Annotated in this window: 23 protein-coding genes, 1 tRNA gene and 1 pseudogene; 6 read left to right on the top strand and 19 right to left on the bottom strand. The window is 40.7% G+C overall.

The annotated features are described in order from the left end of the window. The first annotated feature begins 5 nt into the window (after positions 1-5). On the top strand, positions 6-305 hold the full coding sequence (locus AAEY57_RS00825; RefSeq protein ID WP_024601707.1) for a DUF4144 family protein: 300 nt from the start codon (positions 6-8) through the stop codon (positions 303-305). Here AAEY57_RS00825 and AAEY57_RS00820 read toward each other — a convergent pair. The 7 genes from AAEY57_RS00820 to AAEY57_RS00790 all read right to left on the bottom strand — a co-directional run bounded on the left by AAEY57_RS00820 (position 285) and on the right by AAEY57_RS00790 (position 8,479). Beyond that, the gene (locus AAEY57_RS00820; RefSeq protein WP_024601706.1) at positions 285-1,208 is read right to left on the bottom strand and encodes a histone deacetylase family protein; all 924 of its coding nucleotides are present in this window, start codon (positions 1,206-1,208) and stop codon (positions 285-287) included. The two genes, AAEY57_RS00825 and AAEY57_RS00820, sit on opposite strands and share 21 nt — an antisense overlap. Positions 1,209-1,311: 103 nt before the next feature. Further along, positions 1,312-2,853 (bottom strand): serine hydrolase, encoded by a 1,542-nt coding sequence (locus AAEY57_RS00815; protein WP_350605734.1) that lies wholly within the window; start codon positions 2,851-2,853, stop codon positions 1,312-1,314. Positions 2,854-2,880: 27 nt separating this feature from the next. Beyond that, positions 2,881-3,375 (bottom strand): gamma-glutamylcyclotransferase family protein, encoded by a 495-nt coding sequence (locus AAEY57_RS00810; protein WP_013465973.1) that lies wholly within the window; start codon positions 3,373-3,375, stop codon positions 2,881-2,883. A gap of 12 nt (positions 3,376-3,387) precedes the next feature. Next, complete coding sequence (locus AAEY57_RS00805) at positions 3,388-4,014, bottom strand: LysE family translocator (RefSeq protein WP_350605733.1); 627 nt, start codon at positions 4,012-4,014, stop codon at positions 3,388-3,390. A gap of 2 nt (positions 4,015-4,016) precedes the next feature. Further along, positions 4,017-4,799 (bottom strand): hypothetical protein, encoded by a 783-nt coding sequence (locus AAEY57_RS00800; RefSeq protein ID WP_350605730.1) that lies wholly within the window; start codon positions 4,797-4,799, stop codon positions 4,017-4,019. A 3-nt stretch (positions 4,800-4,802) separates the two neighbouring features. Next, positions 4,803-5,273, bottom strand: coding sequence for a CreA family protein (locus AAEY57_RS00795; protein WP_013465976.1), 471 nt, complete (start codon positions 5,271-5,273; stop codon positions 4,803-4,805). Positions 5,274-5,458: 185 nt separating this feature from the next. Then, the gene (locus AAEY57_RS00790; RefSeq protein WP_350605728.1) at positions 5,459-8,479 is read right to left on the bottom strand and encodes a TonB-dependent receptor domain-containing protein; all 3,021 of its coding nucleotides are present in this window, start codon (positions 8,477-8,479) and stop codon (positions 5,459-5,461) included. Between the two features lie 569 nt (positions 8,480-9,048). On the opposite strand from AAEY57_RS00790, the gene AAEY57_RS00785 reads away from it, so the two are divergent. From AAEY57_RS00785 to AAEY57_RS00775, 3 genes are all read left to right on the top strand, one after another. Continuing rightward, complete coding sequence (locus AAEY57_RS00785) at positions 9,049-9,948, top strand: winged helix-turn-helix domain-containing protein (protein WP_249362449.1); 900 nt, start codon at positions 9,049-9,051, stop codon at positions 9,946-9,948. A gap of 68 nt (positions 9,949-10,016) precedes the next feature. Continuing rightward, positions 10,017-11,168 carry a TolB family protein gene (locus AAEY57_RS00780; RefSeq protein WP_249362450.1) on the top strand — a complete coding sequence of 384 codons (1,152 nt, stop codon included), beginning with the start codon at positions 10,017-10,019 and terminating at the stop codon, positions 11,166-11,168. Positions 11,169-11,328: 160 nt separating this feature from the next. After that, positions 11,329-11,658: a 5-carboxymethyl-2-hydroxymuconate Delta-isomerase gene (locus tag AAEY57_RS00775; protein WP_013465979.1), complete on the top strand. Its 330-nt coding sequence runs from the start codon at positions 11,329-11,331 to the stop codon at positions 11,656-11,658. An 86-nt stretch (positions 11,659-11,744) separates the two neighbouring features. Here the strand turns inward: AAEY57_RS00775 and AAEY57_RS00770 are convergent, their stop codons facing one another. From AAEY57_RS00770 to AAEY57_RS00755, 4 genes are all read right to left on the bottom strand, one after another. After that, complete coding sequence (locus AAEY57_RS00770) at positions 11,745-13,622, bottom strand: methyl-accepting chemotaxis protein (protein ID WP_138687350.1); 1,878 nt, start codon at positions 13,620-13,622, stop codon at positions 11,745-11,747. A gap of 260 nt (positions 13,623-13,882) precedes the next feature. Further along, a tRNA-Ile gene (locus AAEY57_RS00765) sits at positions 13,883-13,959 on the bottom strand. Positions 13,960-14,236: 277 nt separating this feature from the next. Beyond that, positions 14,237-14,395, bottom strand: coding sequence for a YqaE/Pmp3 family membrane protein (locus AAEY57_RS00760; protein ID WP_008466367.1), 159 nt, complete (start codon positions 14,393-14,395; stop codon positions 14,237-14,239). Positions 14,396-14,459: 64 nt separating this feature from the next. Next, positions 14,460-15,029 carry a BON domain-containing protein gene (locus AAEY57_RS00755; protein WP_262977380.1) on the bottom strand — a complete coding sequence of 190 codons (570 nt, stop codon included), beginning with the start codon at positions 15,027-15,029 and terminating at the stop codon, positions 14,460-14,462. 313 nt (positions 15,030-15,342) lie between these two features. Between AAEY57_RS00755 and AAEY57_RS00750 the strand changes: the two genes are divergently transcribed. Then, on the top strand, positions 15,343-16,008 hold the full coding sequence (locus AAEY57_RS00750; RefSeq protein ID WP_028835579.1) for a LiaF domain-containing protein: 666 nt from the start codon (positions 15,343-15,345) through the stop codon (positions 16,006-16,008). Positions 16,009-16,054: 46 nt separating this feature from the next. Here AAEY57_RS00750 and AAEY57_RS00745 read toward each other — a convergent pair whose 3' ends face one another. Then, complete coding sequence (locus AAEY57_RS00745; RefSeq protein ID WP_028835578.1) at positions 16,055-16,471, bottom strand: VOC family protein; 417 nt, start codon at positions 16,469-16,471, stop codon at positions 16,055-16,057. A gap of 236 nt (positions 16,472-16,707) precedes the next feature. Here AAEY57_RS00745 and suhB point away from each other — a divergent pair, with 236 nt between their 5' ends. Then, positions 16,708-17,511, top strand: a complete 804-nt coding sequence (gene suhB / locus AAEY57_RS00740) for an inositol-1-monophosphatase (protein ID WP_138765223.1) — start codon at positions 16,708-16,710, stop codon at positions 17,509-17,511. A 49-nt stretch (positions 17,512-17,560) separates the two neighbouring features. Here the strand turns inward: suhB and AAEY57_RS00735 are convergent. From AAEY57_RS00735 to AAEY57_RS00705, 7 genes and pseudogenes are all read right to left on the bottom strand, one after another. After that, positions 17,561-19,347, bottom strand: a pseudogene (locus AAEY57_RS00735) (GGDEF domain-containing protein). Positions 19,348-19,479: 132 nt separating this feature from the next. Continuing rightward, complete coding sequence (gene secF, locus AAEY57_RS00730; RefSeq protein ID WP_013465987.1) at positions 19,480-20,427, bottom strand: protein translocase subunit SecF; 948 nt, start codon at positions 20,425-20,427, stop codon at positions 19,480-19,482. 9 nt (positions 20,428-20,436) lie between these two features. Then, positions 20,437-22,296 carry a protein translocase subunit SecD gene (gene secD / locus AAEY57_RS00725; RefSeq protein WP_013465988.1) on the bottom strand — a complete coding sequence of 620 codons (1,860 nt, stop codon included), beginning with the start codon at positions 22,294-22,296 and terminating at the stop codon, positions 20,437-20,439. Between the two features lie 19 nt (positions 22,297-22,315). Continuing rightward, positions 22,316-22,651 carry a preprotein translocase subunit YajC gene (yajC, locus tag AAEY57_RS00720; protein ID WP_010391747.1) on the bottom strand — a complete coding sequence of 112 codons (336 nt, stop codon included), beginning with the start codon at positions 22,649-22,651 and terminating at the stop codon, positions 22,316-22,318. A gap of 26 nt (positions 22,652-22,677) precedes the next feature. Further along, positions 22,678-23,805 carry a tRNA guanosine(34) transglycosylase Tgt gene (gene tgt, locus AAEY57_RS00715; RefSeq protein ID WP_013465989.1) on the bottom strand — a complete coding sequence of 376 codons (1,128 nt, stop codon included), beginning with the start codon at positions 23,803-23,805 and terminating at the stop codon, positions 22,678-22,680. A 139-nt stretch (positions 23,806-23,944) separates the two neighbouring features. Continuing rightward, positions 23,945-24,976, bottom strand: coding sequence for a tRNA preQ1(34) S-adenosylmethionine ribosyltransferase-isomerase QueA (gene queA, locus AAEY57_RS00710; RefSeq protein WP_058155303.1), 1,032 nt, complete (start codon positions 24,974-24,976; stop codon positions 23,945-23,947). 347 nt (positions 24,977-25,323) lie between these two features. Beyond that, a partial coding sequence (locus tag AAEY57_RS00705; protein WP_350605719.1) for a hypothetical protein occupies positions 25,324-25,534 on the bottom strand: 211 nt, incomplete at its 5' end.

Below are 25,534 nucleotides of genomic sequence, written 5' to 3'. Positions count from 1 at the left end.
AATAGATGAGCATCAGTTACCCACAAATTATTATTTATAATAATGAAATTGAGCTAATAGAGCACGCCAATGATTTACACGACTTTATTTACACTATGGAAGCAAGTGAACAGCAAAAAGTCATTATTTTAGATAAGGTTAGTGGCTATCAAAGCTTAAGCGGCCATTCGCTCACGGCGCTCAGTGCAAGCCAATTAGCAGAGCTAGTAAAAGAATATTTAGCAAAAGAAGGGCAATGCTGCTTAAGTAAAATAGAGCAGCTCACACCAAGCCAAGCGTTTGCGTTACTCGCCGAAATCAACTAACGCTTTAACGTGTGCAATCGCGCTGCGCCCGAGGGCCGACAGTGAGTACCCTCCCTCTAAATAAGAAATAATACCTAAACAATGATGCTGTTGGCTAAATTGCGCTAACTGCTCAGTAAGCCATATATAATCACTTTCAACAAACTTAAGACTGGCCATGTCATCTTCTAAATGTGCGTCAAATCCCGCGCTTATAAAAAGTAGCTCAGGCTTAAATTCTGTTAATTTTGGTAGCCATTGTTGCTCATAAAGTGCTTTTAAATCAGCACCATCACTAGCTATCGGTAAAGGTGAATTTACCAGTGTGGCATTATTTTTAATGGCGGTATTAGGATAAAATGGATATTGAAATAACGAGCACAGCAACACATTTTCATCATCCATAAAAATATCTTGAGTACCATTGCCATGGTGTACGTCAAAATCAACAATGGCAATGCGTTTTACCCCTTTGCTTTGTGCATATTTAACTGCAATCGCAAGGTTATTAAACACACAAAAACCAGAAGAGCTATCTCGGTTAGCGTGATGCCCTGGCGGGCGTACTGAACAAAACGCAGCGTCTAACTTACCCTCTAAAATCTCATCAACAGCGAGTAAGCCTGCTCCGACTGCACGCTCAATGGCCTTTAAAGAGTCGGGGCATAACCACGTATCTCCATCTAGATCGCTGAGCCCCTCAGTGGGGATCATGTCTTCTACATGCTTAATATGCTGCTCACTGTGCGCCAATAAATAATGTTCGCGCAGTGCTTTAGGGGCTTGTTTTTGCTCTATAGCCACATCCAGTCCACTAGCAAGTAAACGGTCATTAATCGCATCTAAACGCTCAGGGCATTCTGGATGATCTTCAATCATTTTATGTTTACGACAGTGAGGATGAGAAATAATCGCAGTGCGCATAGCTAACTCCAAAAATAAGTTGCTCATCAAGTATAACAAAGCCACCTTGTGGTGGCTTTGCGACTTTGGTTGATACTAAACGACTCTTTAACCAAAGTTATGGTTATTTAGCTTTTAAGTCGAGGTTTCTAAAATCAAAGCTAAAGTCGGTTACCTGCGTTGAAACTGCATTCATTTTTGCTGATTCTACGCGGTTATCGGCGCTCATAGAAAAGCGAATAAAGGCATCTGCCTCTAATAACTTTTCATCCCACTTAACAATAAAGGTATTGCCTGTGTAATGCTTCAGCTCACCTTTAAGGCGTTTTGTATGGGTAAAATCAATGCGTAATTTACCATCTAGTTCTTCAACGATTACATCGCCATACCAATCATCATGTAATGTACCGGTGTAGTTTATATTAGGCAATTGCGGTTGAGTGTCTGTTGGCGCTTTTGGAGCGGCGTTAGCATAGGCTTTTTCTTTACCTGCAAAATGCTTTTTAGCTAACTCTTCAACCCAATCTTTATCTTCAAGCTCGAGTACATCTTCAAGTACTTCATGAGTCACTGCCGATAATGCAGAAAATGCTTGTTGGTTGCTTAATATCACAATCCCCACGTTTTTTTCTGGTAATAAAGTCACCTGCGATACCATACCTAAAATGCCGCCACCATGTGCCAGCTTTTTAACGCCGTGGTAATCTTCTATACTCCAACCTAATCCGTAACCTCTAAATTGTTGATGATACGCTTCATAGGCACTTTTAGATGCCAGTGACGTAATATGTGGATGCCACATTTGTGCTTGCTGCTTTTCACTAAATAACTGCTCGCCATTAGGCATTTTGCCACCCGCAAGTTGAGTACGGAGCCATTGGCTCATATCATTTACGCTTGATGCAATGGCGCCTGCCCCTCGAAAGTCTTCAAGGTAATTAACAAAAAAAGGATGCAATTTGCCATCCATTGGGATGTGTCCAATCGCCCAGTTTTTGTTGTTTTTTGCGATACGCGAAAAGCCAGCGCGCGAGTTGGTCATATTTAGCGGCTGTAGAATGTTTTTTTCAATGTAGTCGTTCCAGCTAACCCCAGATACACGCGCAACAACTTCACCAGCGGTAACAAACATTAGGTTGTTATAAGCATATTGACTACGAAAACTGCTCGCAGGCTTTAAATATTTCAGCCCCGATAAAATATCGGCTACCGATTTATCTGTACTTGGCCAAATCATTAAATCGCCTTGACCAAGCCCTAAACCGCTACGGTGGCTAAGTAGATCGCGTATGCGCATTTCACGAGTAACGTAAGGGTCGTACAATCTAAACTCAGGGAGATGGTCAATCACGCGGTCATCCCAGCTTAATTTGCCTTCATCCACCAGCTTAGCCAATGCTGCACTGGTAAATGCCTTGGTATTTGAAGCAATGCCAAATAAAGTGTCTTTATTCACCTTGCTATTCGTATCAAGGTTGGCAACACCAAACCCTTTAGCGAATACAACTTTGTCATTTTCAACAATGGCAACGGCCATTCCGGGTACATCAAAACGTGTCATTGAGGCGTTGATCACCTCTGAAATTTTATCGGTATCAACCGCTGCAGAGCTCGTAAACGCCCAGCCAGCCAATAATGCGGCTGTGGCTAATTTTTTTAGTTTCATAGTGTTACCTTAGGTTATTATTTTTGTTTAGTCTTGATGAACCGCAAATTCTATTTCGGCGCGCGCTTTATTAGTATCTTGCTTACTCGGGTAAGCTAAAATGCGTTGACTGTAGTGTTCGGGTACGCCCGCCTCAAGTGCGCCGCGGTATACATGCTGCACGTACCAATCATAAGGTAGCAGTGTGTCGTCATGTGTGTTTGCTATGTAGCAGTGTACATTAATGTCATCGTCATCTAGAAGGCTCACGGTTAAATCAACACAGTCGTAATTAGGGCCTTCAATTTTATCTAAGATCTCTTTTTCGGCTTCATTAAGCTGATACACTACCCCATATACCACAGCATCGGGTTCATTGGTGGGCACAATAGTGCATTTACCTGAACCATCTGAAAAGGCCATATTAAAGGTTAACTTATAGCCCTTTAAAAGTGCCGTACCCACACGTTTTGCATTAGGTAAACGTGCCAATAAACGATTAGATGACATATTGGAGCCAAACGAAAAATTATATAACGCCATACTATTCCTTCTTTAAATAACAACTCGCACAGCCAGTGCGATTAAAATAATGCCAATGCCGCGGTCGAACCAATAACCACTTTGCTGAAAAAAATCACGTACACGCGCTTTTGATAACAATAGCGATAAAATAGAAAACCAAGCCCACGTAGCAAGCGCCATATAAACGCCATATCCCATTTGTACTATTACCGGCGTAGTTGGGCTAATCACTAAGGTAAACAACGACATAAAAAACAGTGTTGCCTTAGGGTTAAGTGCATTGGTAAAAAAGCCACGTCGAAACGCACGCCATGATGACTCAGCTGCAAGGCTGGGTTTTGCAGTCGATTCTGATGAGGTATTTGTAGGTTTAGCTGCGCGCAGTGCCTGCACGCCTAAATACGCTAAATACGCGCCCGCTATATATTTAAGCGCCATAAACAACGCAGGTGATTGAGTTAACACCAGCGCAACTCCCAATACACAATAGGCTATGTGTAATAAAATAGCCGCACCAACACCGGCACTTGTCCATAAGGCATTGCGCCTGCCGTGTTGTACACTTTGTTTAAGGACTACCGCAAAGTCGGGCCCAGGGCTTGCTACCGCAAAAAAATGAGCCACCGCAATTAATAAAAATTCATCGATATAGTTCATACTTAACTGGCTTGCTCTGGCGAAAAAGCCAATAATAATGGGTTAGCCGAATGATTAACCAAGGCTTTTATTTCTTTTTGCGCTTTTTTAAATTGGCCTCGTAAATGCGGTTTTAAATGTTTTTTAGAGTGTTTATCTTGCTTAAAGTAGCTCACTAACGCATGCATAAATACGGTATGCGTTTCACTGAGCGCCGCTTCGCGATTTGCATACGGGTTATAACATGAGCCACAGCCACCTTTAAACTGGTACACGGTATTGCTCATCATTACCCCAAAGCCTAAAAAACACGCCAAGGCATCAGTGGCTTGCGGTAAATACTCTTTACCACCTGGGGGCAGCACCCCTACGTGATGAATTAATATGGCGGCAAGCGTACCGGCAAAACTCGCCACTAAGTCTTGCGGTTGATTAATTTGATTAGGGTTAAACGACACATTAATAGTATGACTGGCTGGTACTATTAAATGACACTCTTCGCCACGTAAATGCTGACTAAATTCAAAGTGTGGAAACACCTGTGGTTGTAATTGTTGCGGTGCAACCAAGGTTACTGGCCATTCATTCATACCAGCGTATTGCTTAACACGCGCAAACACTTTGCTGGCCATCTCCTCAATACTTGAAACCGAGTCAGGAAAAAACTCAACCGTTGGCAAAATAACTTGGCTGTGTTTGGTAAAAAAATCCAAATCAAAGTTTTCTGCTGCCCATATAAAGGTATCAACCAGCCATTGTTGTTCTTGTTCTGCCAATAAGGGCTTTGATTTAAATAGAGTTAACATAAACTACTCTTGCCCCTTCGCCCATTGCCATGCTTGTGTATTGTATAAAGGCACCGTAGAGAGCGCATGATGATGACTGCCCGTAGACTCTTTCGTTGAGTATGATAAATATAATAATGTATGTGTTTTAGCATCATAAATACGGCGCACTTTTAATGACTTAAACAAAATACTCTTAGATGATTTAAACACGACTTCACCGGATTTACTGCGGTCGATAGACTGTAATTGGTCTGGCGTAATTGGCCCAGTTTGACGACAGGCAATCGACATATCTGAGGGGTCTGAAAAATCTAAATTCGCCTCAATATGGCTAATATGACAGGTTACACCGGTCACTAGCGGGTCTTGCTGTGAATTAACCACCACATCTTTAGTGGTAAATAGCCCAAGACTTACTGAAGCAACATCATCAGAGCACCCTGCAAGCCCTGCTAAGCATACAATTAAACCACCCATTTTGAGATACTTCATAGCAAGTCCTTCGTTCATATTAAAAATTAAGTTACGCCTTATACTAAACGCTTTCACCGCGATAAAACAAATTTTATCCACCAACTCAATACTGTAATGGTTTAAAGGGTATTTCGCAGCAAGATACACAATAAAAAAGGCACGCCCGAGGGAGTGCCTTTGCAAACAAATACAGCTAAAGGTTATTAAAAGCTATATTGTGCACCTAGATAAACATAACGACCGGCACCGCCGCCGTAGCCACTATAAAAGTTACCACGACCAATTGGGTAAAATGCCCCTTTGTCGTCAAATACATTGTTAATACCGCCAAATACACGTAAGTCACTTTTATCAGTCAGTGCCAGAGTGTAAGACGCTGATAAACTATGCTTTAAAAATGAGCCATAATCTTGATACGCAAGTGGCTCTGGGTTTGCAATACAAACGGCATCGCCCGCAGCACAGCGCTCATCGTTTGCAGCAACATACTCAAGGTAGTCTTTCTCATCTTCTTGGCTTGCTTTAAACGCGCCTACGTAATTTGTACGCCAGCGGATACGTAAATCATCCATTTTCCATACAATCGACATAGCGGCTTTATCTTTTGAGCGCCCATAACCTGCATACTGTGAAGTAACACTGTTACCATCTAAGCCTTCATAGGTTTGCGAGTTTTCAATAATGTGATTGTAATCAAGCTTAAATGACAAGTTGCCATAGCTGCCGATGTCATATTTGTAAGTTGCAACGACATCGTAACCGCGCGCAGTTAACTCATCCAAGTTATATTCACGCTGTAGAATTTTTACAATGTTACCTTCGTCGTTACGGGTAATATCGTTACAGTATTCGTTATCACTGCCCCACGCAGCCTCTGAGTCATAACATTCGCGCATGATGTTTTCGTTACTTATTTCATCAATTGCATCAACAATGGCAATATCGTAGTAATCCACCGCTAAGTTAAAGCCATCTAAAAACTCAGGAGATACAGTAATACCAAAGGTATAGGTATCGGCTGTTTCTTCTTTTAAGTTTGGATTACCTGTATTTGGCGAGTAGTTATTGTCTTCACTTTCAAATTCAAAATTAGGATCATCAGCTAGCTTTTGTGCCAAGGTTGGCTCTAAACGACAGTTATCGTGTCCTGGGTTTGTTGATGTTGCTGTTAGACCATCACAAATATCATCAAATGAATCAAAATCGCCGCGAGGGGGTGATAATAATTCCGTGATAGTCGGCGCACGCTGTGCTCGTGCATAGTTGGCACGTAGCATGTATCCATCAATTGGTTGCCATAAAAGGCCTAGCTTATAACTGGCGACAGTGCTGATATTATCAATGCTGTAATTTGCTAAACGCAGCGACGTTTCTGCCGACAAACTTTTAGCAAATGGCACATCTTTAAGTAGTGGCACTGCAAGCTCAGCAAACGCCTCATACACTTCTACTTCACCATAAAAAGAAGGCACAACGTTAAACGTAATACCGCCCGCTTTCATATCATCACTGGTATCTAGGCTTTGTGAGTCTTTACGGTACTCTGCACCAAATACTGCAGACACATTACCTGCTGGTAATTCGTATAGGTCTCCGGTGATATAACCCATTACTGTATATTGCTGAATCTCAGTATCAATAATCGGGTTAGTACGGATCCAATCAGCCATCTCAGGGGTAATAGACCCTTCACCAAATAGATTAAGCGGGACACATCCTTGCGATCGCGCTTCGGCGTCTTTACATTGAATAGTGCCATCGGCTAGCTTTTCAGCTTGCAGTGCTTGATTGACACGTACCGTATTTAACTCGTTTCTACGGATTTGATGTTTTTTAAATTGCCCGTATCCAGCAGAGATATCCCAATCCCATGTATCATCAAACATCATACCTTGCAGGCCAGCCCAAGTGCGGATGGTCGTACGGTCGTTATCAGTGCTGATATTACCTACTTCACCAAAACGACGATCCCAATAAATGCGGTCTTTGTATGGGTTGCTGTCAATAATTTCTTGTGCCACATATGGGTTATCAATAGGAATGTAACCTGGCGCAATATCATCGATAGGGTCGCCAGTCACTGGGTCGTAGCGAGGTACGTAAGCCCCTTCGTATTCATCTTCAGGTGACTTATCGTTGAACGAGCCACTTTTGCTGTATTGAATTTGGAAGTAGCTCATAATGTCGTCTGTTACATCATGATCTACTTTTATCGCGGTCGAAAAGTTATCACTAGGTACATCAAGCATGACGTATTGTGACGAATTTATACCATAAATTTCTTCATTACCTTTCCAGTCATCACGCAGCGTTTGCCCGTCGTACCAAAACTGAGTGTCGTTTCGGCTGCTTTCTAAAAATACACCGCCTAAGGTACCATCGCTTTTGCTTGCCCAATCAGCTTGTGTAATACCACTCATACACTGATAACCATCAGCAGTGTACATTTGATTACACATTAACTCATCATCGTAACTATGCGCCGCTTCTATTTTTGCGCGGTCACGGTCGTAAAAGGTCATGCCAAAATCACGATCCCAGTTTGAGCTGACAAATACATAACCACGATCATCAGCAAATGACGTCCCGTAGTTTAAATCAAGCGTAAACTCACGACCGCCACCATCTGTTGTTTCACCGCCACGGGCTTGAAATTCAAAGCCTTCTTTTTTTGACTGGGTAATAATATTCACTACACCGGCTACCGCATCGGCACCATAAGTGGCCGACGCACCACCACTAATAATTTCAACGCGCTCTACCATGCCACTAGGAATAGTATTTAAACTGACATAATTACCACCGTAACTATTTGATACTACACGACGACCATCAATCAATATAAGCGTTCTATTAGCGCCTAAATCACGAAGCTGGACTGTTGATAAACCAGTACCCGAAATGCTTGATTGGCTGGTTGTGTTACCAATACTTTGGCTCAGTGCAGGCATATTATCGATTAATACATCTGAAAGATTGCCTAAGCCTGTATCCTGAATTGATGCTCTGTCCATGGTAACCAGCGGAGTTGTGACCGAAAAACTATCACGCTTTAAACGCGAACCCGTTACGGTTATTTTTTCTGGTGCTTCTTGTACCACTTCTTCGCTTGCTTTAGCGGTTGATTGACGAGCAATAGCCTCGTCATTTGCTATTGCATGTCCAGATAAACTCGCTGTTATAGCCAAAGCTAAAGCGCATTTTTTGGTTGATATTTTACTCACAGACTTCCCTCATTTTTTATTATGATCAGGGTCTGTTGATCTTTGCGGATTAAAATTTGTTCAAACTAGGGGCGGTTTAATCGCGGCGCGAAGTTTGTAACCTAGTGGGCTAAGTAAAAACCGAGCAACAAAGAGTAAATCGCCCCTAGGCAGAACCCGAAGGGCAGCGCCTGTTTGGCATTGATGCTGCGTTTTCGCCTATTTATGGGGAATAACCACACCACACAGACTCTGCCTTGCCTAAATACCAAACAGACTGATGCAAATTCAATCTTTAAAGGTCAACAGACCCTAGTACAAATCGCTTTTTTATTAACTTTTTAGTTATTAAATTTGTTTTGTACCAATTGGTTTATTTTACTAATAACATGTTGTAAGTAATCGTGAATAAAAGCACAATGAGAGGTGTCTCGTTTATATCCCTATTTTATATCTATTTATTTATAATCATACACTTAAGGTTTTCGTGTTAGAATGATGTAAAATCGAATGTTAACCAACTATCGTTTTATTTTGCATTAAACACTGCCTAGTAACGTACTTAATCAAGAGGTTTAAATACACAAACTATGAATACTCAACAGACATTTTCAATTGGAAAATGCCAAATATCGGTGTTTGAAAATAAGCTGTTTTGTGCTGATAAAACCTGTGTATTACAACCTAAATTTATAGAACTACTTGTTTACTTGGTAGAGTGTTATCCAAACGCAGTAACGCGTGAGCAACTAATAGAGAATGTGTGGGGTGGTAATCAATATGTGGGCGAAAAAGCACTGACAAATGCCATATGGCATCTTCGTAAAAGCTTTAAAAAACTCGACCCCGACAATACCTATATAGAAACACTGCGTAAAACGGGTTACCGCTTAGTACAAAAACCAACAACGCCAGAGCCTGTTAATAGCATTAACAATACGCCGCTTCGCTCTGGGTATATTTACGCTAGCGTACTTGCTATTGTTATATTATTAGGTAGCTATTGGGGTTATAGCGCCCTTTTTGAAAACGCAAAGCAGCCACTTGCTCAATCGCAACAAGCAGCGCGTTTGTACGATTACATTGAAACAATTACCACCAGCCCAGGAAGAGAGTTGTTTCCGGCTATTTCTAATGACAGTCATTTTTTAGCGTATTCGTGGCGCCGCCCTGGTCATAAAGCTAATTTATACTTACGTGATCTTCATTTACCAGAGCAAGCTGCAATAGCACTTACCGACACCCCATTCATTGAGGGCAGAGCGGTATTTAGTCCTGATTTAACGTTTATTTATTATTACCGCCGTAAAGCTGCTCAAGGCTGTGAAGTAATTCAGCAAAATATCGCCTCGGGCAATATCACTGTTATAGGGCTGTGCGGAAGTAAAACCAGTACCGATATAGACATTAATGCCACAGGCACTAAGCTGGTTTATATAAGTGAAGATGAAAAAATAATGATTTTACCCAGCTTAACCTTGTCGATTTAACCTCATCGCCATACACAGTTACTCAAGTCCCTTGTACGTCAGCATGCCAATATACCGATGAGTCGGTTGTGTTTTCACCAGATGCGACACAGCTGGTGGTATCGCGTAATTTACCAACGGGTTTTGAAGAATTATTTTTAATCGACATAAAAACAGCTCATGCCAAGCAATTAACTTCAGGTTTTGTTGATATGAGAGGCGTTGATTGGCACCCTAATAAGCCACAACTCGTCTTTTCGGGTGTTAAAAAAGGCAAGCGCCAAGGTTATTTTTATAACCTTAAAACACAACAAATGATCAATGCGCACATCGATGGGTTAAGTTACCCAGAATATGCACATGATGGCAGTTTGTATTTTCATCAATGGAATATCGACTCTGCATTAATGCGTGTAGAAACCAGTAATGCGGTTGCAAGTTCGCCTTTTCCGGTATTATCAAGCGACTTTAATACGCGCTTTCCTGATTACAGTAAAGCCAGAAAAAAGTTAGTTTTTGTATCTAACGAATCGGGCTCAATGGAATTATGGACTGCAAATCAAGACGGCACCTCACGAAAACAGCTTACTAATCTCAGTGCAAATATTTACAACCCGGTGTGGTCACCTGATGGTAATTACATTGCCTTTGTTGCTTCTCATCTTGGTGAGCATGCGCTATACCTTTATGACTTTAACACCCAATCAAGTCAGTCATTACCCACAGGCTTTAGTTACCATGGAAAACCGAGTTGGGCTGCAGATAGTAAAAGCCTATTGGTAGCGAATGATCAACACGTTTATCGCTTCGACTTAAAGGGTAATAAACTCGCAAAGGCCATAGATTCACCAACACTATACGCTTATGAAAACAAGCAAGGCGCTTTAATTTTTGCCAACCAAGCAACAAATCAACTATGGATAAAAGACCCAGATAGCCAAACTGAGCAACCACTGGTTAGCGAAATTAATTTATCGAATCATAATTCGTGGTATTTTTTTGAAGGCGACACCTTAGCGCAATCGCGTATTTACTATTTTAATGTAAAACAAGGTGATTACCGTTTGAGTTATTACGACTTATCAACCAACAGCCATCATGACGTAATACGCCTTCCCGAACGCGCATTTAGTCGCACCTCTGGCTTAACCTTTATTACAAATACCAACTGGCTTGTGTACTCTTCGTATAAGTCACCACAAATTGACATAAAACGTATCAACCAAAAATATTTGCCATAATAAATCTAAAATTAAACACGCTACAGGTCTTGTAATTGCTTAAATAGTTTATTGCTAAAAATATGTTCAAGCCACATTTTAAAAATTAAGCGTTATGGGGTTAGCGTGTACAAACCCGTTTGGTATAATTAAATAAACCAATCTAAAGAGGATACGTTAAATGCCACACATTATTATTGAACACTCAGAAGATCTGCCTTTACTACCTCAAGTTCTTGTGGAAAAAATCCATACAACAACGTTTGAAAGTGGCTTATTTGATTTAGAAACAATAAAGACTCGCGCTATTGCTTATCAGCATTATCAGTTAGGTGTGGGTAAAGAAGGGTTTATTCATATTGCGGTGCATATTATGGCTGGGCGTTCCATTGAGCAAAAGCAACTACTAAGTGAGCAATTACTAGCCTGCTTGCAAACGTATTGCAGAGCCTCTGACAGTTTAAGCGTAAATATTTACGAAATGGATCACGAGATTTACCGTAAAAACTAACCGCCATTACAGCATCATAGTTATAGGCGAGAGCTCTATAACTATGATGGTTTCCTCGCTCAACTGATTTTTTAATTAAATCGTGTTTAAAGCGTAAACTTACCTAGTAAATCCCTTAAAATATTCGATTCTTTATTTAAACCGTTACAAAGCTGCTCTGACTTTTTCATATTTTCTTTGGTTTGCTCTGCCGAATCGGAAATCATCACAATATTTTGGCTAATTTCTGAGGTTGCTAATGTTTGCTCTCGCGTTGCAGTAGCCACTGAGTTGTTTAACTCGCTTAGTAGTACAATTTCCTGTGAAATACCATTTAATGTATGGCCGGTTTCTTTTAAGCGCTCGGCATTTTCTAGGGTGTTTTTGCTGCCCAATTCAATCGCTGTTACCGTGCTTGACGCTTTAGCATTTAACGAATCAATCATCTCATTAATTTGCTCCGTAGACTCCGCGGTACGTTGCGCAAGCGTTCTTACTTCGTCAGCAACTACCGCAAAGCCACGGCCCTGCTCACCCGCTCTAGCAGCCTCAATAGCCGCATTTAACGCCAATAAGTTAGTTTGCTCGGAAATCCCTTTAATTACATCCAATACATGAGAAATTGATTTAATCTCTGTCGAAAGCTCTAACACCGAGGCCACAGAATTGGCCATTGACGCTTCTAGTTGTTCCATTTGTTTAATCGTGCTTTGCACAAACTCAACCCCTTTGTGCGTCGTTTCTTCGGTTTTAGTAGCAATATCTGCTGCATTACTGGCACTACCAGAAATATCCTGAACCGTAACCTCCATCTCATTAACGGCTGCCGCCACCGTTTGCGTACTCGATGATTGCACTTCAGCTAAATTTGCCGCACCTTGCACTTGCTCAAGCACATCTTGGGAAATACCTTTAACATGAATTGCCGACTCAGAAACCTGTTTGAACATATAATGTAACTGCTCTAAAAACAGATTAAACTTAACCGCTAAGTCTGAAATTTCATTATTATCATCAGTAGGGAGTCGCGCTGTTAAATCGCCATCTTTTTCTGTTAACGCATTCACTGCTGCAGTAATGTTTTCGATTGGCCTAAATATTTGCCCTACCAACACGCGTGCTGACGCTAAACCTACAAGCGCAATAATTACACCAAAAATGATATTAGTATTAATGGCACTATTAATTGCGCCATATAATTGCTCTTGGGGAATTTCAGCGACTAGATGCCAACCTAATGAATTTACTGGCGTACTTGAGACAACATAGTCATTACCATCAATTACTTTACTTTGAATTGCCCCATTTTTAATGGGTGCCAAGTCAACAGATTGCCCAATTTTAGTTTTATTACCATGCAACATAATCTCGCCACTACCAGAGACCAAATAAACAATGCCGCCCTCTCCTATTCTATATTCACTTATGAGATCCACCATAGAATCGAGCGAACGGCCTATTCCGGCAATTCCTTGTCTTTGCCCATCAAGCTCAATGGCATAATTAATAAATACCATCACCTCAGAGCTGCCTTTATCTATGTCGAGCGCTACTTCAAATGGTCTATCCGATGCTAAAAAAGCATCAAACCAAGTATCACTACTGTCTATTTGCCTAGAAATACCTTCATCGGTGTAATAATTGCGGGAGTTTTTAGAAATAATGTATGCGTTATTGGCTTGGTTTTTATTTTTTATATGTTTGAGGTAATCAATGAATTTACCTCGGCTTTGCGCATCTTCATTATTATTCATCCATTGTTGCACAAATAAGTTTTGCGCTATTTCTTTGCCAACAATAATAGGAGTCGATAACTCTAATTCGATTTGGCTTTTCACTTCACTAAGCGCTGTTGGTAAATCTACTTTGGCTAGTTTGTCTTCTGTATTTGAGCGAATACTATTTGAAAATATTAGAGTAGATATTGCTAAAGGAGCAACAACAGCCAAAATAAGGCTGAGGTATACTTTTCGTTTTAATAACATAGAGCACCTAAGGGGTAACAAAGCGGTATTTTATATACTGCACACAATTAACAGTAGCGACATTAAAGGTCACAAAATAAAGATTTTTATAATAAAATCCCATAACACTTTAATAGTAGATTCAACTGTGTATATTGCAATGTATTCAATAAAATTAATAAAAAAATCAGTGCGCTGATAAAAATACAATAGAAGTAATAGAAATGAAGTTTTATAAACTAGGAAGGTGAGTTTCTATTTACTTGGAAAGCTTTGAAAAGTGGTGGCCCCTCCCAGACTCGAACTGGGGACCTAACGATTATGAGTCGTGTGCTCTAACCAACTGAGCTAAGGGGCCATCTTTGTATAACTGTAAGCAGTTAATTTTTGAAGCGTTTAGCCACAGAGCGACTAAAGCGGGTTGCAGTATAAAAAGTTTTTAGGGGCTTGTCACTAGCAAAAAGCTTTATTTTAACAATCAAGGGGCTAACTGCTCAAATAGTAGGCTTTGAGGTTTTGTTAGTGATGAGTTTTGTAAAACAAATCCATCTATTAATAGCAGCCTGAGTAACTAATACACATACCTTTGGGAGCACTTAGCAACTCAGTATTAAATGTCCTGCTATGCTGCTACATTATTTTTTGGCAATAATGTAAATCGCATGAATTAATCCAGGGAAATAGCCGAGCAAAGTTAGCAAAATATTTAACCAAAAATGCATCCCTAGTCCTACCTGTAAAAACACACCCAGTGGTGGTAATAAAATAGAAAAAATAATTCTAATGATATCCATAATTTAATCCTTATAATGTTAGCAAAGCAAAAAGCCCAGCAGGGCTGGGCTTTAGTATAGTGTATTATTCTGCAATAACAGTTAATTCATCAACTACCTTGCGAACATCTTCAGCGTTTTTAGCAATTTCCATCGCTAATTGCTTTTCAGCATCAGACTCAACTGTACCTTTAAGAGTTACCACACCATTATCGGTATCAACATCAATGTCTGTACCACCTACTTCAGAATCAAATAAGTAACGTGTTGTGATCACTGTAGTGATTTTAGCATCTGTTAAATCACTTTCAGTGTCGTTACCCATCATTTCAGAGTCATGCTTCTTCATGTCGGAGTTTTTTACCACAGTTAGACTGTTTTCAACGTCAGTTACACCATCTAGGCTTAGCACGAGTTCTTCAGCAAGCTCTTTATCTACTTCGCTGTTTACTTTACCTGTTAGCATTACCTTGCCGTTTTTTACGTCCGTGTTGATATCAAAGTTATTTAGATTGGTGTTCATCAGCAGTACTGTTTCTGCTTTCCCATCAATCCAAGCATCTTTGCTTTCGTTTTCCCAACTGCTTGCCTGAGCGCCCATTGCGGTTGTTCCTAATACTAGGGCTGCAATCATAGACTTATTAAATGTTTTCATAATCGTTCTCCTTTTGATTAAAGACACTTAAGCTAATGCGAGCATCGGGCCAACATTTTATAACCTTTAATTTCAATAGGTTAATTTAAAATAGTAGATATTGGCTTAAACCTACTAAGTAAACATTTACAGACTATTGCGTAAAAGTTTCTCGAATAGCGAAACTAACTAAATAATTGTATATTTGGTTAATCTGTCGTTAATATAATAAAGGGTCAAAAACCCAAAATTATAAACCACTGAATTTAAACAATTTAATGTTTGGTATAAGGCTTGCTTTGAAATAACCAGCAATCATAAAAGGATAATTTAAATGTCTGTTAAAATTGAAGACCGCCCTATTGAGCAAGTTCGTGAGCAAGTGATTGATCAGCTCATTTATAACTACAGCCATGGTGTTATTTCTGTAGAAGCATTTGAAAGGCGCTTAGACGACGCCATGGCAGCGAGTGACAATAAAGCACTTATGGATCTCGTTGAAGATTTAACCTTAAATACTGACCAACAATATAAGGCGCAAAAGCACTCTCAGTTTGCACCTAATTATAGCGCGCAGCATGAGACTGATGAAGAGCCACTTACATTAAGAAGCATTCTTGGTTCGAGTGAACGAAGCGGCCAATGGGTAGTTCCTCAAAACATTTATATAGAAAACTACATGGGGTCAATCAATCTTGATTTTACGGATGCTATTTTTACCCATCAACATGTCACTATTCACGTTAATTGTTACTTTGGCAGCGAAGAAATATATGTACCAGAGCACGTTAATGTAGTTTCTAAAATGTTTTGTATTTTAGGCAGTTTTGAAAATAAAACAGTGTCACTAAATAAGCGCCAAGGGCCAACGATTCACATTGAAGGAAAAACTGTTTTAGGCTCTGTGGAAGTTAAAGTTAAGCGCACTATTAAAGAAAAATTTATTAGCTTTGCAAATGATCTAAAAACTCAACTTGGCATACATGGTAAACATTATTAAATATGCTGAACATTGAATGAAACCATAATAGTTGGCTTCATTCATATTATAAGTCGTTATTTCGCTCACTAGGTACATCACTCATGTACTCTACAAACTCAACTTCAAACCCTGCGGGATCAATATAATAAATGTTTTTTCTAAATGGATTTACAGCACCTTCTTTACTTATTGCAAAGCCCGCATGTTTTAGGCGCGCTATTACTGCATTTAAGTTATTGGTTACATAGGCAAAGTGTGCCAAACCAATTTGATGTCCTGATAGGTCGCGGTTTTTCCCTTCACCGTGATCGCTTATAGCAATATATTGCTCGTTATCACCAAAATGTACCCAGCGCCTTGCTTTACCATACCAGGTTCCTTCGCCCTCACTTCTAATTGACCAATAGGGAAACGCTGCTTGGTAAAACTTAAGCATGGCGTTTATGTCACTAACAACTAAATTTACGTGTTCTAATTTCATAACTTTCTTCCTGTTAATTGAATATAGAACATCATAAAACCTCAAGTTAACTTTAGGTAAAGCGCTAATTTACAAATTTATTGTCTGTTTTTATTCCGATAAATATATTGAAAGATCATGCCTGTACAAAAAACACTCACAAGTATTTAGGCTTTATGGTTTACTTTATGGCAAAAACCGCTAAAATACGCCGGCTTAAATATATAAACGTTCTTTTACAACCCAAAGGTAATACCATGCATCCAATGTTAAACATTGCGGTTCGCGCTGCGCGTAACGCAGGCAAGCTTATTCTTCGTGCAAGTGAAGACTTATCAAAAGTTGAAGTGCAACAAAAAGGCACTAATGATTTAGTTACGAACATTGATAAAGAAGCCGAAGCCGTAATTCGTGACACTATTTTACGTTCTTACCCTGATCACTGCATCGTTGGTGAAGAGTTAGGCGAACACAAAGGTAAGGATGCTGATTACCAATGGATTGTTGACCCACTTGATGGTACAACTAACTTCATCAAGGGTATCCCTCATTTCGCAGTATCTATTGCACTTAAAGTTAAAGGTCGTTTAGACCAAGCCGTAATTTACGATCCAATTCGTGGCGAGCTTTTCACCGCTTCTCGTGGTCAAGGCGCACAGTTAAACAGCAAACGTTTACGTGTATCTAAAACGGTTGAACTTGCCGGTTCTGTTCTTGCAACAGGTTTCCCTTTCAAACAAAAACACCACTTAGATGCCTATTCTGAAGCGTTTAAAGCATTATTCGTACATACCGCTGATATTCGTCGTGCAGGTTCTGCAGCACTTGATATGGCATATGTTGCAGCGGGTCGTGTTGATGGTTTCTTTGAAATTGGTTTAAAACCGTGGGATACAGCAGCAGGCGAGCTATTAGTTAAAGAAGCTGGCGGCATGGTTGTTGATTTTGCTGGCGGTAATAACTACAACGTGAGCGGTAACATTATTTGTGGTGCACCTAAGCTAACACAAGCGATTGTTCGTGAAATGCGCCCAGTATTATCTGAGTCGTTATTACGTTAATCGTAATACCGCACTAAAAAAGGAGCCGAGGCTCCTTTTTTGCTTTTTGTTAGCCACTTTTTTTACTATTGGATAAACGCACAACAGCGGGTGCAGGCCTTCTTCGATTACAAATAAATAAGTAGCTGTGACGATAACGTTTTGCTTCTTTTTTAGCATCTGTGGCTAATGCCGCTACTTGATGGCTATTTTTACACTGCTGCAGATCCGGCTCAACTAAACCTATAGATAATGTAAGTAAAGGTACAAACTGCTTTTCGCCCTCTCGATTAGTTGCCCAATACCCTTTTCCAGCAATATGCTCTGGCGTAAAAATACGCGTGACTGCAATTCAAATTACGTGATAATGGTATTACAAACCTCCACCGCATCTTTTTTTTCAAACACCACCATAAAGTCATCGCCACCAATATGCCCGACAAAGTTAGCGCTGTGCGCACACGCTTTTACAGTCACATCGGCCAGAAGTTTTATCACGCTGTCCCCACTGGCATAACCATACAGATCGTTAAATTGTTTAAAATGATTTAAATCGATATAGGCTAGTGAAAATGGCTGTTTATGTTGCAGACGCTGCTCTATTACCTCACTAATTGCCACATTACCCGGTAACATGGTCAGAGGGTTAGCATGTTGGAGGTGGCGGATTTTTTCAGCGGTAATGTGCTTTAATATATCCCTGAGCGGTGCCAAACCTAAATATTTATTATTACTTGTGATAACAATATGGCGACGAATATCAAAGTCTTGCTCTGTTATTTGCTGAGAGACAATATCAAGCATTTGATTTTCATCAACCACCAAAGGCTGTTTATCCATTAACTCAGTGACTTCACATTTATCATAAAGTGCGTGCCCGTATGGCGCGGCAAACACTTCTGTTAGCTGATCTTTGTGTAACAGCCCTATTGGCTGCTGATTGCTATTTAAAACGGGTAAGCTAATTATGCGCTTGTCTTGCTCAAAAAGCGCATGAGCTTCTTTACAACGCGTATGACTGCTAATGGCAGGCTGAGCAACAGCAAGCACCCCGATAGCCATTGATTGTTCAAACTTTGACCCTGCTTGAGTCGATGTAAATGCTTGTAACTGCTTACAGTTATAGTCATAGCTTGGTTGTTGGCTGGGTCTTTCTAACAAAAATCCCTGAACATGACTTATGCCTATACTTTTAACTAAATCGAGTTCTTCAGTACGCTCAATTCCCTCTGCAATCACCGCTGTATTTGTTGCCCGCGCTAACACCACAATTGATTTTAGAAATTCTTTTTTAACTTCGCTTTGATCGCAATGATCAATAAAGTAACGATCAATTTTTACAATATCTGGGCATAACTGCGACCATTGCTTTAGACCGGAATAACCTGCACCAAGATCGTCAATAGCAATAGTAAAGCCTAGCTCTCGATAATGAGCAATGGTTTTTAACAGTAAAAAGCCATCATCTACTTTTTCTTGTTCGGTGACTTCAATCACCACACGATTAGCCGCAAGACCAAACTGTTCAATTAAATGTAAGGTTTCGCCTTTAGGGTGGCTCGGATCGAGTAGAATTTTTGGGCTGACATTTAAAAATAACTTCCCTTGTAGATTTAGTTTTACAAAGTTTTCTATGGCGCGAGAACGGCATAAAAGCTCAAGCTCTGAAATTAATTGATATTTATGAGCCGTTTCGAATAGCTTATTTGGCATCGCTAATGGGCTATTTTTAGGGCCTCGACTCAGCGCTTCATACCCAATAATAGATTGCTTAGTTATATCAAAAATAGGTTGGAACAAGGTTGTTATTGCCCCTTGTTGTAAGATTGACTCTAAGGCTTTACGTTGCTCAGTCACTACTAGCTCTGATCAAAATTAAATAAGAGTAATAAAATATCAAGCTCGTATGACAATTATATGTCTTACACGCTAAGCAATAAAAAACCGCTCACAAGGAGCGGTTTTTTAAAAAGGATAATTTAATCTCAATTAAGGCATTGAGTCTAAATCGGCACCTTCTTTTTCAATCACCTCTGGTATTAAATCTTCTTTACTTACGCCCATGGCAATCGCCACCGAGCTGGCAACGTAAACTGAAGAATAAGTACCAATAAATACACCAAATAATAGTGCGGTAGCAAAGCCATGAATAGTTTGGCCGCCCCATACAAAGAGTGCAATCAATACTAAAATAGTGGTAATTGATGTAACTAAAGTACGATTAAGTGTTTGCGTAAGTGACAGGTCAATAATTTCAATGGTGTCGTCAATACGTACTTTACGGAAGTTTTCACGGATACGGTCTGATACAACAATGGTATCGTTTAGTGAGTAACCTATCACGGCGAGTATTGCAGCCAAAATAGTTAGGTCAAACTCTAAACCAAGCACCGAGAATAAACCAATCGTAATGATTACATCGTGTAATAGTGCACCCACCGCACCTACAGCAAAGCGCCATTCAAAGCGAAATGCCACGTAAATTAAGATACATATAAGCGCAGTTAACATGGCAAGGCCACCCTGCTCTTTTAAGTCTTCACCTACGCTTGGGCCTACAAACTCAATACGGCGCATTACTACGCTATCATCAGCTTGTTTAAGGGCAGCAATTACTTGGTTACCAATCACTTCTGCTTTTACATCATCACCGCGAGGGGCTAAACGGACCAGTATTTCTTGGCTTGAGCCAAAAAGCTGTACCGATGCATCAGCAAAGTCGTTTTCAGCCAGTACATTACGTACTTTTTTCAGATCGGCAGGTTGTGAAAAACCTACCTCAACTGCGGTACCGCCGGTAAAATCTAAACCGAAATTTAAGCCTTTAACAAAAAGTGACGCCAGCGACGCTATGATTAATAACGTAGAAAAGCCCATTGCCACTTTTCGAAGAGACATGAAACGAAGGGTTTTTCCGCCCAATCTTAAAATTTGCATGTCTGCTCCTTAAATTGAAAGTTTATCAACACGTTTACCACCAATAAATAGGTTGATCACCGCACGGGTACCTACAATTGCTGTAAACATAGAGGTTAAAATACCAATTGCTAGGGTTACCGCAAAGCCTGCAACAGGACCGGTACCAACAGCAAACAAGATAATCGCCGCAATTAATGTGGTGATATTGGCATCAAAAATAGTACTAAAGGCACTATCGTAACCAAAATGAACCGCTTGTTGAGGGCTGCGGCCATCAGCGAGCTCTTCACGAATACGCTCAAATATAAGTACGTTCGCATCAACAGCCATACCAACGGTTAGTACAATACCTGCGATACCCGGCAGGGTAAGCGTTGCACCTGGAATTAACGACATTACACCAATAATAAGTACTAAGTTGGCAGCCAGTGCGATATTCGCAACAAGACCAAAACCTTTGTAGTAAATAAGCATAAAGGCCAGTACAAACGCAAAACCTAAGGCTACAGCGGTCATACCTGCTTCAATGTTTTCTTGACCTAGGCTTGGCCCAACCGTACGTTCTTCTACTATTTGAATAGGCGCAACCAGTGCACCCGCGCGAAGTAGTAAACTTAAGTTATGTGCTTCAGCGGGGTTATCAATACCGGTAATACGGAATGAACGGTCAAGACGCGCTTGAATGGTTGCTACGTTAATCACTTCTTCCACTTTAATTGGTGGAAGTGCTTTACCTTCGCTATCTTTTTTACCCGATGGCTTGTACTCAATAAACACGGTAGCCATACGTTTACCAATAGCACGTTTGGTGAAGGCATTCATTTTTGCCCCACCTTTACTATCGAGTTTAATGCTTACTTGTGGACGCTGGTACTCATCTGCACCTGACTGCGCGCCAGTAATATGGCTGCCTTCAAGAATGATGCGCTTTTTTAGTACCACAGGATAACCATCACGGCTCATGATCATTTCAGTACCCGGTGGGATACGACCTTGAGCAGCGGCGCTTATGTCAGCATTTTCGTCAACTTCACGAAACTCAAGCGTTGCCGTAGCACCTAAAATCTCTTTAGCGCGAGCGGTATCTTGAATCCCTGGTAATTGCACAATAATACGTTCAGCACCTTGGCGCTGTACGTTTGGCTCTGCAACGCCAATTTGGTTGATACGGTTACGAATAATCGTTTCGTTTTGCTTGATGGCATAGTCACGAATTTCTTTTAGCTTTAGCTCACTCATAGTGGCAAAGAATGCGTTATCGTTACTGCTATCATCAATGTAAACGTTTAATGGGTAACGGCTTTCTAAAAAGCGCTCTGCGGCTTCTTTGTCTTCTTCGTTACGCATTTCTACACGCATACGCTCTGAGCCTGCTACACGGCGCACACTACGATAACGTAGTTTTTCTTCGCGCAGGTCGCTACGAAAATCTTGCTCCATTTGCTCAAGCTGATTATCAACCGCAGTGACCATATCGATTTCCATGGTGAAATGTACACCACCACTTAAATCTAGGCCTAACTTCATAGGATTACCGCCAAGCGACTTTAACCAAGCCGGTTGTGCCGGTGCCATATTGATAGCTGAGATATAATCGTCACTAAGTGAGTTACGCAATAAGTCTTGTGCTTTTAGTTGGTCTTCAACGTTTTTAAAACGAACAAGAATTTGCCCGTCTTCGAGTTTCGTCGATTTAGCGCTGACGTTATCTTTTTTGAGGATTGCGTTTACTTTGTCTACAACACTGAGGTCGACATCGGTGCCTTTAGCGCCAGAAACTTGTATGGCCGGATCGCGGCCATACAAGTTTGGTGAAGCATATAAAAGGCCAATGGCTAACACAGCTAAAACAAGTAAATACTTCCAAATTGGAAACTTGTTTAACACGGGGCCGTCCTTATTATTTTTATAGCGACTTCATTGTGCCTTTAGGCAGTACAGCAGATACTGCTGATTTTTGTACAGTTACTTCTGCTTGCTCATTTAATGAGATCACGATGAAGTCTTTATCTTCAGCAATTTTTACGATTTTACCCACTAAACCACCTTGGGTTAGCACTTCATCGCCTTTTGCCATCGCGCTCATTAAGCTTTTATGCTCTTTTACGCGCTTAGCTTGCGGGCGGTAAATTAAAAAGTAAAAAACCAAACCAAAAATCGCTAACATAATTAGCATTTCCATACCGCCGCCTGCTGCAGGTGCGCCAGCGCTGGCATGTGCGTTTGAAATAAATAAACTCATAATACTTCCTCTTTAATTTTTAAATTTTAATTTGTTGTATCAGCTAGCTCTGGCACTTCTTGGCCTCGGCGAGCGTAAAAATCGTGTACAAATGTCTCTAGTTGACCTTCGCTAATAGCATTACGCAAACCTTCCATAACACGTTGATAGTATCGTAAGTTATGGATAGTGTTTAGTCGTGCGCCAAGAATTTCGTTACATTTGTCTAAATGATGCAAATAAGCACGCGAATAATTGTTACAGGTATGGCAATCACACTCTGGATCAAGTGGGCCAGTATCTGTTTTATGCACTGCGTTACGGATTTTTATGATGCCAGTAGTAATAAATAAGTGACCGTTACGTGCATTGCGCGTTGGCATTACACAGTCAAACATATCTATACCACGGCGAACCGATTCAACTAGGTCTTCTGGCTTGCCAACACCCATTAGGTATCGCGGTTTGTTTTCTGGCATTTTATAAGCACAATGATCAAGAATATTAATCATTTCATGTTTAGGCTCACCCACCGATAAACCACCGAGTGCATAACCATCAAAACCAATCTCTTCAAGGCCTGCTTGTGATTGTGCACGAAGCTCAGGATACATACCGCCTTGAATAATACCAAACAATGCTGATGGGTTGTCGCCATGCCCTTCTTTTGAACGCTTAGCCCAACGAAGAGAAAGCTCCATAGAGTCTTTGGCTTCTTTTTCGGTGGCAGGATATGGCGTACATTCGTCAAATATCATCACGATATCTGAGCCAAGATCACGCTGCACTTCCATTGACTTTTCTGGCGACATCATAATTTGGTCACCATTTACAGGCGATTGGAACATCACGCCTTCTTCAGTGATTTTACGCATTGCACCAAGGCTAAATACTTGGAAACCGCCTGAGTCAGTTAAAATTGGGAAGTCCCAATTCATAAAGTCGTGTAAATCACCATGCTGTTTAATGATTTCAGTACCAGGGCGCAACATTAAGTGAAATGTATTGCCCAAACAAATTTGTGCACCCGTTGCTTTTACTTCATCAGGTGTCATACCCTTAACCGTGCCGTAAGTACCTACAGGCATAAACGCCGGTGTTTCTATTACACCTCGGTCAAAAATCAAGCGGCCGCGGCGCGCTTTACCATCAGTGCAGTCTAATTCAAATTTCATAATATCCTCTGTGTCGGAAAAACAGTCCAACAAGCTATAATTTAACCGCTCGATTCTACCCTTTTTACCACCCTATTACTATTAGCAGTGAGAAATTCACTATGCTTAGGAGTAAAATAAAAACCGATAACGCTGTAAATTATTTACGGGTCAAAAACATCGCATCGCCATAGCTAAAAAAGCGATACTGTTGTTCAATCGCCGTATTGTAAGCGCCCATAATGTTGTCTTGCCCTGCAAAGGCACTAACTAACATGATCAGAGTTGATTCGGGTAAATGGAAGTTAGTTACCATGGCATCAACAACGTTAAATTGATAACCCGGAAAAATAAAGATATCGGTATCGCCAAAGTAAGTATCTAGCTTGCCGCCATGTATTTTTGCTGCAGACTCAAGTGAGCGTACTGAAGTTGTACCTATAGCAATTACTCGCCCGCCTTTGGCTTTGGTGCTTGCAACCGCATCAACCACATCTTGTGGCACTTCAATATATTCAGAGTGCATGATGTGCTCATCAACACTCTCAACTCTTACAGGCTGAAAGGTGCCAGCACCAACGTGCAAGGTTACAAACGCCATTTGCACGCCTTTATCTTTGAGCGCAGCCATGAGTTTATCGTCAAAATGAAGACCTGCCGTAGGTGCAGCAACAGCGCCTGGCTTTTCGCCATATACCGTTTGGTAACGCTCACGGTCGGCTTCGTTATCTGGGCGGTCAATATAAGGAGGAAGCGGCATGTGGCCCACATCATTTAAAATATCGAGCACATTTTCATTGCGGTCAAACTCAAGCTCAAATAAGGTATCATGGCGTGCCACCATAATAGCTTTTGCTTTGCCCTCTAAAATGAGTACATTACCTGGCTTTGGGGATTTACTCGCACGAATATGCGCAAGTACGCGGTGTTCGTCTAATACGCGTTCAACGAGTACCTCAACTTTACCACCAGACTCTTTTTGACCAAACATACGCGCAGGTATAACCTTGGTATTATTAAAAACCAGTAAATCGTTTTCGTTTACAAGCTCAAGTATGTCACTAAATATTTTATGCTCAATCTCACCAGTTGGCCCGTTTAGGCTCAATAAACGGCTACTCGTTCTATCTGCTTTAGGAAAACGAGCAATTAATTCATCAGGTAAGTCAAAGCTAAAATCAGCTACGCGCATTGTTAGAATTCCACATCATTTAAAATCGCGCCAAGTGTATACCCAAACCACCTCAAAATGCGAGTTTCAGTTGGAATTAAAAGCGATTTAGGCAAGGCATTGATTGCAAACAATAGTGGTTCTATTATTAATATCAATAACGCAGTATAAATCGCTTTTAAACCAACCCGTGGGCGTTTCACAGGGGCATACTCTCATCGTTGCTACTTTTTGAAAGGGATTACCATTACTGCAAAGTATCGCCTTGATATTAAGCCCCTGTGAAGCGCTGAATTCTGCATTTTGAGGTGGTTTGGGTATATTTAAACCACCTCAAAATGCGAGTTTCAGTTGGAATTAAAAGCGATTTAGGCAAGGCATTGATTGCAAATAATAGTGGTTCTATTATTAATATCAATAACGCAGTATAAATCGCTTTTAAGCCAACCCGTGGGCGTTTCACAGGGGCATACTCTCATCGTTGCTACTTCTTGAAAGGGACTACCATTACTGCAAAGTATCGCCTTGATATTAAGCCCCTGTGAAGCGCTGAATTCTGCATTTTGAGGTGGTTTGGGT

The sequence above is a fragment of the Pseudoalteromonas sp. MER144-MNA-CIBAN-0113 genome, from assembly GCF_040308965.1.
GTDB classification, from domain to species: Bacteria; Pseudomonadota; Gammaproteobacteria; order Enterobacterales; family Alteromonadaceae; genus Pseudoalteromonas; species Pseudoalteromonas tetraodonis.
This window is presented reverse-complemented; position numbering and strand designations above follow the sequence as displayed.

Coding starts and splice junctions, on each gene's coding strand:
- AAEY57_RS00825 (WP_024601707.1), top strand. CDS start 6: ATGAGCATCAGTTACCCACAAATTATTATTTATAATAATGAAATTGAG.
- AAEY57_RS00820 (WP_024601706.1), bottom strand. CDS start 1,208: ATGCGCACTGCGATTATTTCTCATCCTCACTGTCGTAAACATAAAATG.
- AAEY57_RS00815 (WP_350605734.1), bottom strand. CDS start 2,853: ATGAAACTAAAAAAATTAGCCACAGCCGCATTATTGGCTGGCTGGGCG.
- AAEY57_RS00810 (WP_013465973.1), bottom strand. CDS start 3,375: ATGGCGTTATATAATTTTTCGTTTGGCTCCAATATGTCATCTAATCGT.
- AAEY57_RS00805 (WP_350605733.1), bottom strand. CDS start 4,014: ATGAACTATATCGATGAATTTTTATTAATTGCGGTGGCTCATTTTTTT.
- AAEY57_RS00800 (WP_350605730.1), bottom strand. CDS start 4,799: ATGTTAACTCTATTTAAATCAAAGCCCTTATTGGCAGAACAAGAACAA.
- AAEY57_RS00795 (WP_013465976.1), bottom strand. CDS start 5,273: ATGAAGTATCTCAAAATGGGTGGTTTAATTGTATGCTTAGCAGGGCTT.
- AAEY57_RS00785 (WP_249362449.1), top strand. CDS start 9,049: ATGAATACTCAACAGACATTTTCAATTGGAAAATGCCAAATATCGGTG.
- AAEY57_RS00775 (WP_013465979.1), top strand. CDS start 11,329: ATGCCACACATTATTATTGAACACTCAGAAGATCTGCCTTTACTACCT.
- AAEY57_RS00770 (WP_138687350.1), bottom strand. CDS start 13,622: ATGTTATTAAAACGAAAAGTATACCTCAGCCTTATTTTGGCTGTTGTT.
- AAEY57_RS00760 (WP_008466367.1), bottom strand. CDS start 14,395: ATGGATATCATTAGAATTATTTTTTCTATTTTATTACCACCACTGGGT.
- AAEY57_RS00755 (WP_262977380.1), bottom strand. CDS start 15,029: ATGAAAACATTTAATAAGTCTATGATTGCAGCCCTAGTATTAGGAACA.
- AAEY57_RS00750 (WP_028835579.1), top strand. CDS start 15,343: ATGTCTGTTAAAATTGAAGACCGCCCTATTGAGCAAGTTCGTGAGCAA.
- AAEY57_RS00745 (WP_028835578.1), bottom strand. CDS start 16,471: ATGAAATTAGAACACGTAAATTTAGTTGTTAGTGACATAAACGCCATG.
- suhB (WP_138765223.1), top strand. CDS start 16,708: ATGCATCCAATGTTAAACATTGCGGTTCGCGCTGCGCGTAACGCAGGC.
- secF (WP_013465987.1), bottom strand. CDS start 20,427: ATGCAAATTTTAAGATTGGGCGGAAAAACCCTTCGTTTCATGTCTCTT.
- yajC (WP_010391747.1), bottom strand. CDS start 22,651: ATGAGTTTATTTATTTCAAACGCACATGCCAGCGCTGGCGCACCTGCA.
- tgt (WP_013465989.1), bottom strand. CDS start 23,805: ATGAAATTTGAATTAGACTGCACTGATGGTAAAGCGCGCCGCGGCCGC.
- queA (WP_058155303.1), bottom strand. CDS start 24,976: ATGCGCGTAGCTGATTTTAGCTTTGACTTACCTGATGAATTAATTGCT.